Source organism: Actinomadura sp. 7K534 (genome assembly GCF_004348575.1).
Taxonomy (GTDB): domain Bacteria; phylum Actinomycetota; class Actinomycetes; order Streptosporangiales; family Streptosporangiaceae; genus Spirillospora; species Spirillospora livida.
The window spans coordinates 1-6,684 of the sequence record NZ_SMKB01000325.1; the positions used below are offsets into that span (position 1 = coordinate 1).

General features: G+C 72.9%; 4 protein-coding genes. 1 reads left to right on the top strand and 3 read right to left on the bottom strand.

Features of this window, described 5'->3' with window-relative positions:
- On the top strand, positions 1–4,026 hold a 4,026-nt coding region (locus tag E1266_RS34305), incomplete at its 5' end, for an SDR family NAD(P)-dependent oxidoreductase (protein ID WP_132054279.1).
- A 274-nt stretch (positions 4,027–4,300) separates the two neighbouring features.
- Here E1266_RS34305 and E1266_RS34310 read toward each other — a convergent pair.
- The 3 genes from E1266_RS34310 to E1266_RS34320 are packed head-to-tail and all read right to left on the bottom strand — an operon-like array spanning position 4,301 to position 6,293.
- A complete protein-coding gene (locus tag E1266_RS34310; protein WP_132054281.1) occupies positions 4,301–5,035 on the bottom strand; it encodes an ABC transporter permease in 735 nt (244 codons plus the stop codon).
- Complete coding sequence (locus E1266_RS34315; RefSeq protein ID WP_207946095.1) at positions 5,032–5,748, bottom strand: ABC transporter ATP-binding protein; 717 nt, start codon at positions 5,746–5,748, stop codon at positions 5,032–5,034. Before E1266_RS34315 ends, E1266_RS34310 begins: the two co-directional genes overlap by 4 nt.
- A complete protein-coding gene (locus E1266_RS34320; RefSeq protein WP_207946096.1) occupies positions 5,745–6,293 on the bottom strand; it encodes a TetR/AcrR family transcriptional regulator in 549 nt (182 codons plus the stop codon). Before E1266_RS34320 ends, E1266_RS34315 begins: the two co-directional genes overlap by 4 nt.
- Between the last annotated feature and the right edge of the window lie 391 nt (positions 6,294–6,684).

A 6,684-nucleotide genomic window follows, 5' to 3' on the forward strand; every position in this document is an offset into this window, starting at 1 on the left:
ATCCAACACACCCTCGACACCACCCCCGAAACCACCGCCACCGCCACCGGCACACTCCACCGCGACCACCCCACCTGGACCCAACTCCTCACCAACCTCGCCACCCTCCACACCCAAGGCACCCACCTCACCTGGACCCACATCCTCGAAGCCATCGGCATCCCACGACCCGCGAACCCGCCCGCACTGCCCACCTACGCCTTCCAGAGGCAGCGGTACTGGCTCGATGGCGGCGGGGCGGCCCGCGGTGACGCCGAGGGGCTCGGGCTGGAAGGGACCGGTCACCCGTTCCTGGGGGCGTCCCTCGCTCTGGCCGACGACGAGGAAGTGGTGCTCACCGGCCGCCTGTCGCTGTCGTCCCAACCGTGGCTGGCCGATCACCGGGTGAGGGACACGCCGCTCGTGCCGGCCGCGGCGTTCACCGAGATGGCGCTGCGGGCGGGCCGCGGGCTCGGCTGCGACCGGCTGGAGGAGATCACGCTGCGGGAGCCGCTCGTCCTGGACGAGCAGGCCGTGGTCGCGCTGCAGATCCGGGTCGGGGCTCCCGGCGACGGAGGCGCCCGGACGGTCGGTGTCTTCGCGCGGACGCTCGGGAGCTCCGCCGACGCGCCGTGGACACGCCACGCCGAGGGACTGCTGGCGCCCGCCGCCACAGCGGACGAGCCGCCCGCCCTGCGCGAGTGGCCGCCCCCAGACGCGGACCTGCTCGACACGACCGACTTCTATGACGGCCTGGCCGAGCGCGGCTACGTCTACGGCCCGGCGTTCCAAGGGGTCGAGCGGGCATGGCGGAGCGGCGAGGACCTGTACGCCGAGGTGGGCCTGGCCGAAGATCAGGCGGAGCAGGCGGACGCCTTCGAGATCCACCCGGCACTCCTGGACGCCGCCCTGCAGGTCGCTCTGCTGGACTTCACTGACGACGGAACCGACGGGCTTCGCCTGCCGTTCGCCTGGTCGGGCCTCCGGGTGCTCCAGCGAGGGGCCCGTTCGCTGCGCGTGCACGTCGCACCCACCGGTGAAGACGCCGTATCACTGACGATGATCGACCCGACTGGGCGTTCGGTGGCCTTGGTGGAGTCCGTCGCGGTACGGCCGGTCGCAGCGCAGAGCCTGGTGGCCCGGATGGCGCGGCGGGACGACCGGCTCCTGAGGATCGCCTGGCACCCGCTAGGCACGCCCGGCGTCTCGCCATCGGGGGAGTGGGCCCTGGTCGGCGCCGATCCGCTGGGCCTGAGCGACGCGTTCCGGACCGCTCAGGTGAACGTGTGGACCCACCCCGATCTGGCTGAACTGGCCCGCCGCCCGGAAGCCGAGGTTCCCCGATTCGTGCTGGTGTCCTGCCCGTCCAGGACCGGGGCCGCGGACGACCCGGCGGGCGAGGCGCACCGGGCCGCAGCCGAGGCGTTGCGGCTGGTCCAGGACTGGCTGGCCGAACCGCGCTTCGAGGACGCTCGCCTCGTGGTGGTCACGTCCGGCGCGGTGGCGTGCGGCACCGACGACGATGTGGCCGGTTTGGCGCACGCACCGGTCTGGGGCCTGCTCCGCTCGGCGCAGTCGGAGAACCCCGGCCGCTTCCTGCTCGCCGATCTCGACGGGGACGCGGATTCCCTCCGGTCGCTGCCGGCCGCGATCGCGACCGCCGCCGGCGAAGGCGAGGAGCAGATCGCGCTGCGCCGCGGCGAGGCGAGGATCCCGAGGCTGGTCCGCGGAGCCGCCGCGCAGCCGGGCACGCTGTCACTTCCGCAGGGCGCGGATGTCTGGACGCTGGTACCCGGCCCTGGCGGCACCCTGGAGGGCCTGTCCCTCGTGCCCGCCCCGGAAGCGCTCCGGCCCCTGGAACCGGGCGAGGTCCGGGTCTCCGTCCGGGCGGCGGGCCTGAACTTCCGCGACGTGCTGATCGCGCTGGGCGCGCACCAGGACGGGGGCGCCATCGGCAGCGAGGCCGCCGGTGTGATCACCGAGGTGGGTCCGGAGGTCCGCGGCCTCGGTGTCGGCGACCGGGTCATGGGCCTGTTCCCGGGGACCTTCGGCCCGGTGGCGGTGGCCGATCACCGCGTCGTGGCGCCGATTCCGTCCGGCTGGTCGTTCGAGCAGGCCGCCGCCGTCCCGGCGGTGTTCCTGACCGCCTACTACGGGCTGGCCGACTTGGCGGGCCTGGAGTCCGGGGAATCCGTCCTGGTGCACGCCGCCGCCGGCGGTGTCGGAATGGCCGCCGTGCAGCTCGCGCGGCACTGGGGCGCCCGCGTGTACGGGACGGCGAGCCCCCGCAAGTGGGACGTGCTGCGCGAGGCGGGAATCGACGGCGCGTGCATCGCCTCGTCCCGCGACACCGCGTTCGAGCAGCGGTTCATGGACGAGACGCGCGGCCGGGGCGTCGATGTCGTCCTCAACTCGCTGGTGCACGAGTTCGTCGACGCCTCACTCCGGCTGATGCCGCGGGGCGGGCGCTTCATCGAGATGGGGAAGCTCGACGTCCGCGACGCCGCGGAGGTCGCCGACGCATGTCCGGGAGTCGCCTACCAGGCATTCTCCCTGGCGGACGTACCGGCTGCCCGGATCGGCGAGATGCTGGCCGAACTCCGCGATCTGTTCGAACGCGGCATCCTGACCCCGCTGCCGGTGCGCGCCTGGGACGTGCGCAGGGCACCGGAGGCGTTCCGGTTCATGAGCCGGGCGCGGCACGTCGGAAAGATCGTCCTCACCGTGCCCACGCCGCCCGCCCCGGACGGCACGGTGCTGGTCACCGGCGGCACCGGCACCCTCGGCGCCCTGGTGGCGCGGCACCTGGTCGCCGAGCACGGGGTGCGCCGCCTCCTCCTGACCAGCCGGCGCGGGTTCGCCGGCCCCGGCGCGGCCGAACTGCAGGCCGAACTGGCCGCCGCGGGCGCACACGTCGAGATCACGGCATGCGACGCCACCGACCGCGACCGGCTCGCCCAGGTGATCGCCGCCATACCGGAGCCCCATCCGCTGACCGCGGTGATCCACACCGCCGGGACGGTGGACGACGCCGTCGTCGGCTCGCTGACCCCGGACCGTCTGGCAAGGGTGCTGCGTCCCAAGGTGGACGCCGTCATGAACCTCCACGAGCTGACCCGGGACCACGACCTGTCGGCCTTCGTGATGTTCTCGTCGAGCGCGGGCGTGCTGGGGGCACCGGGCCAGGCCAACTACGCGGCGGCCAACACCTTCGAGGACGCCTTCGCCGCCTGGCGCCGGGCCCGCGGCCTGCCGGCCACATCGGTGGCCTGGGGGCTGTGGGAGGACACCAGCGAGCTGACCCGGGACCTCGACCGACAGGACCTGTCCAGGCTCGGCCGCTCGGGAATCCTGCCCCTGCCCACCCGGGAGGCGCTGGCGTTGTTCGACGCCGCCCTGGCAACCGATGAGGCGCTGCTGGTGGCGGTCCGCCTAGAGATGCGGGCATTGCGACGGCAGCCCAGGGCGACTCTGCCCAGGCTCTTCCACACGCTCGTCCGACCAACCGACGGGGCGGGGCGCCGGATCGAGGCCGCCTTCTCCGCCGGAAACCTGGCCGGTCTCACCCCGGAGGACCGCTTCGACCGCCTGCTGCGGACGGTGCGGGACAACGCCGCCGCGGTGCTGGGCCACACGACGCCGGAGAGCATCGACACCGAACGCGGATTCCTGGACCTCGGCTTCGACTCGCTCACCGCGGTCGAACTCCGCAACAGGCTCGGCACCGTCATCGACACGCGCCTGCCGTCCACGGTCGTGTTCGACCACCCCAACGTGACCGCGCTCGCCCGGTATCTGGCCGCGCGGCTGTCCCCGGACGAGGCCGAGCCCGGCGCGGCCGTCCTCGGCACGCTCGCCAAACTCGAAGCCGACCTAGCCCTCTCCGGCATGGACGACGGGACACGCGCCGCGGTCACCGCCCGGCTCCAGGAGGTCCTCGCCGGCCTGACCGGCGGGAACGGCGCCGAGGACGGCCGCGCCCGGATCGAGTCGGCCACCGACGAGGAGATGTTCTCCATGATCGACAGCGAGCTCGGCATCACCTGACCGGCCGGCCCATGAAGATCGGAAACAGCGGAGGTCACCGATGGCGGACCGGCACCGGCTGCGGCGGTTCCTTGATCGGTTCATGTACGACGTCGGATGCGGGTGGTGCGTCTTCTTCGGGTATCCGCTGCCTCCGTGGTGCCTTCCACCGGACCCGGCAGCGTCCGCCGACCTTCCCCCGGGCCATCCGGAGTGCATGTGCAAGACCCCTCCCTCCCCGGAGGAACGGCGCCTGTGGGACCAGATGTAACCGGCTCCGACCCGTGAGATCGCTCTAGTGGTCGGCCCGCCGCCACCAGAGGGTCGTGGCGGCGATGCCCGTCGCAACCGTCGCGGCGGCGATCGCCGGGGCGGTGAGCGGGACGGACGCCGCGCCGGAAAGGCCGCCTGCCGTCGCGGGCAAGGCCCACGGGAACCAGGCGGCCGCGCCGAGTATCGCGGCGGCGACACCGCAGACGAGGAGCGCGACGGTCGCCGCGATGCCGGGCAGGTAGCCGCGGCCCGCGCTCGCGGCGAGTGCGATCGGGAGCGCGAGGGCGGCGGTGAAGGCGAGCAGCATGAGCAGCTCGGCCAGCCCGCGGTGCGGGGTGCCGGGCAGCCCGAGCATGATCCCGGTCGCGACCCACGCGGCGATCTGCAAGGCGGCGAGCAGGATCAGCCAGGCCGTGGTGACGGTGAACTTGGCGAGGACGATCGAGGTGCGGGAGGTGGGGAGGGCGAGCAGGTCGAGGACGGTGCGGTCGCTGTATTCGCGGCCGAACATCCAGGTGACCAGGATGCCGAACAGCAGGAACCCGCCCGCGGCGTCGATCTGCATGAGGGCGGAGCGGAAGCCGGACCAGTCCGGGGTGATGCCCAGGGCCTGCGACTTCTCGTCCAGCGGCGGGGTGCCGGAGGCCCCGACGAACACGGCGGCGAGTGCCACCGGCAGCAGGAACGCCGCCGCGGTTACCCAAGGCGCGCGGGAACGCAGGAACTTGGCGGTCTCGGTCTGCAGCGCGGCGTTCATGGCGGCGCCGACCGGTCGCCGGTGAGCAGGCGCAGGAAGACGTCCTCCAGGTCTTCGGCGTCGCAGGTGCAGCGGGGCAGGTCGGCGGCGGCGAACTCGGTCAGCATGCGGCCCCGGTCGATGATGCCGATGCGGTCGGCGGTGCGGGCGACCTCGGCGAGAATATGGCTCGACACGAGGATCGTCGTGCCCTCCTGGTGGGCGAGGCGTCGCAGGATGCCGCGGAGCTCCCTGATGCCGAGCGGGTCCAGCCCGTTGGCCGGCTCGTCCAGAATGAGCACGTCGGGACGGTGCAGGACGGCTTTGGCCAGCCCCAGCCTCTGGGCGTTGCCCAGCGACAGGGTTCCGGCGCGCCGGTCGCGGTAGGGCGTCAGCCCGAGCAGGTCGGCGGCGCGGTCGGCGGCCCCGGGGTCGGGTTCGCGGCGCAGCCGACGGGTGATCTCCAGGTTCTCGCGGACGGTGAGGCCGGGATAGGCGTGGGCGCCGTCGACGAGGTAGCCGACCCGGCTCCAGTCCGGCTCGTCCCGTCCGAGAAGGCGCACGGTGCCGCTCGTCGGGCGGGTCATGCCGAGCAGCATCCGGATCGCGGTGGACTTCCCGGCGCCGTTGAGGCCGAGGAAGCCGTAGATCTGCCCGGGCTCGACGCGCAGGGTGAGCCCGTCCACGGCGGTCGTGCGCCGGTAGCGCTTGGTGAGCTCGCTCGTCTCGATCACTGGACGATCACCTCCAGCGCCTCGGCCATCACGGTGCGCAAGTCGAGCCGCCCACCGCCCTCGGCCCAGCGGGTCATCGCGGTGGTGGCGGCGGCCAGGCATGCGCTCGCGGCGACCTGGACCGCGAACGGGTCCTCGTCTGGCAGGGCGGCCGCGATGACCCGCTGGGTGGCGTGGTTGTTCTCCCAGACCCGGGCGCGCAGCGCGGGGGTTTCCAGGATCAGCCGGGTGCGGGCGAGCAATAGGTGCGGGTCGGGAGGCAGATCGTCCAGGCCGTCCAGAATGCTCAGAGCGATCCGCCGAAGGAGCGGCTCCCCGGCCGGCCGGCGCCGGACACGATCGGCGATCACCGGGTCGTACTCGTCCTGCAGGACCAGATGCTCCTTGGTAGGGAAGTGGCGGAACACCGTCATGGCCGACACATCGGCGGCCTCAGCGACCTCAGCGACCGTAGTCGCGTCGAACCCGCGTTCAAGGAACAGCCGCAGGGCCCGCTCCTGAACAGTCCGCCGCGTCCGCTCCCGCTTCGCCTCCCGCACCCCCACCTGTTAGAGACTAACAAATGTTACTAACTAACACACCGGCTCGGGATCCCTCTCTCGTCAGGGGCGCCCACCCCGCGCCGGGCTACTCGGCCCCCGACGCGTCATATGAACCCTGCTGTCCGCCGAACACGGCGTTGTCGAGGGGCGCCCAGATTCTTCGGCCCGAACGGCACCTGGAGTCGCCCCACGTCCCCGGCCAGCGTCGACGCCTCCGCCCCGACGCGGACCGTTCCGGCTACTGAGCGGCGCCGCTGGGACCACACGGCCGCGCTGCACCACCCGTCCGGTTGGAGGCGGTCGAGACGCTCGGTTGCCGGCCGATGGACGAGCGCCGCACCAATTCCGTCCGCCGGTACATGCCGCCCTGGTGGGGAAGGGGGCGGAGGGAAGG

Bases quoted from the DNA above. Each gene is read 5' to 3' on its own strand.
- E1266_RS34310 (WP_132054281.1), bottom strand. From the start codon at position 5,035: ATGAACGCCGCGCTGCAGACCGAGACCGCCAAGTTCCTGCGTTCCCGC.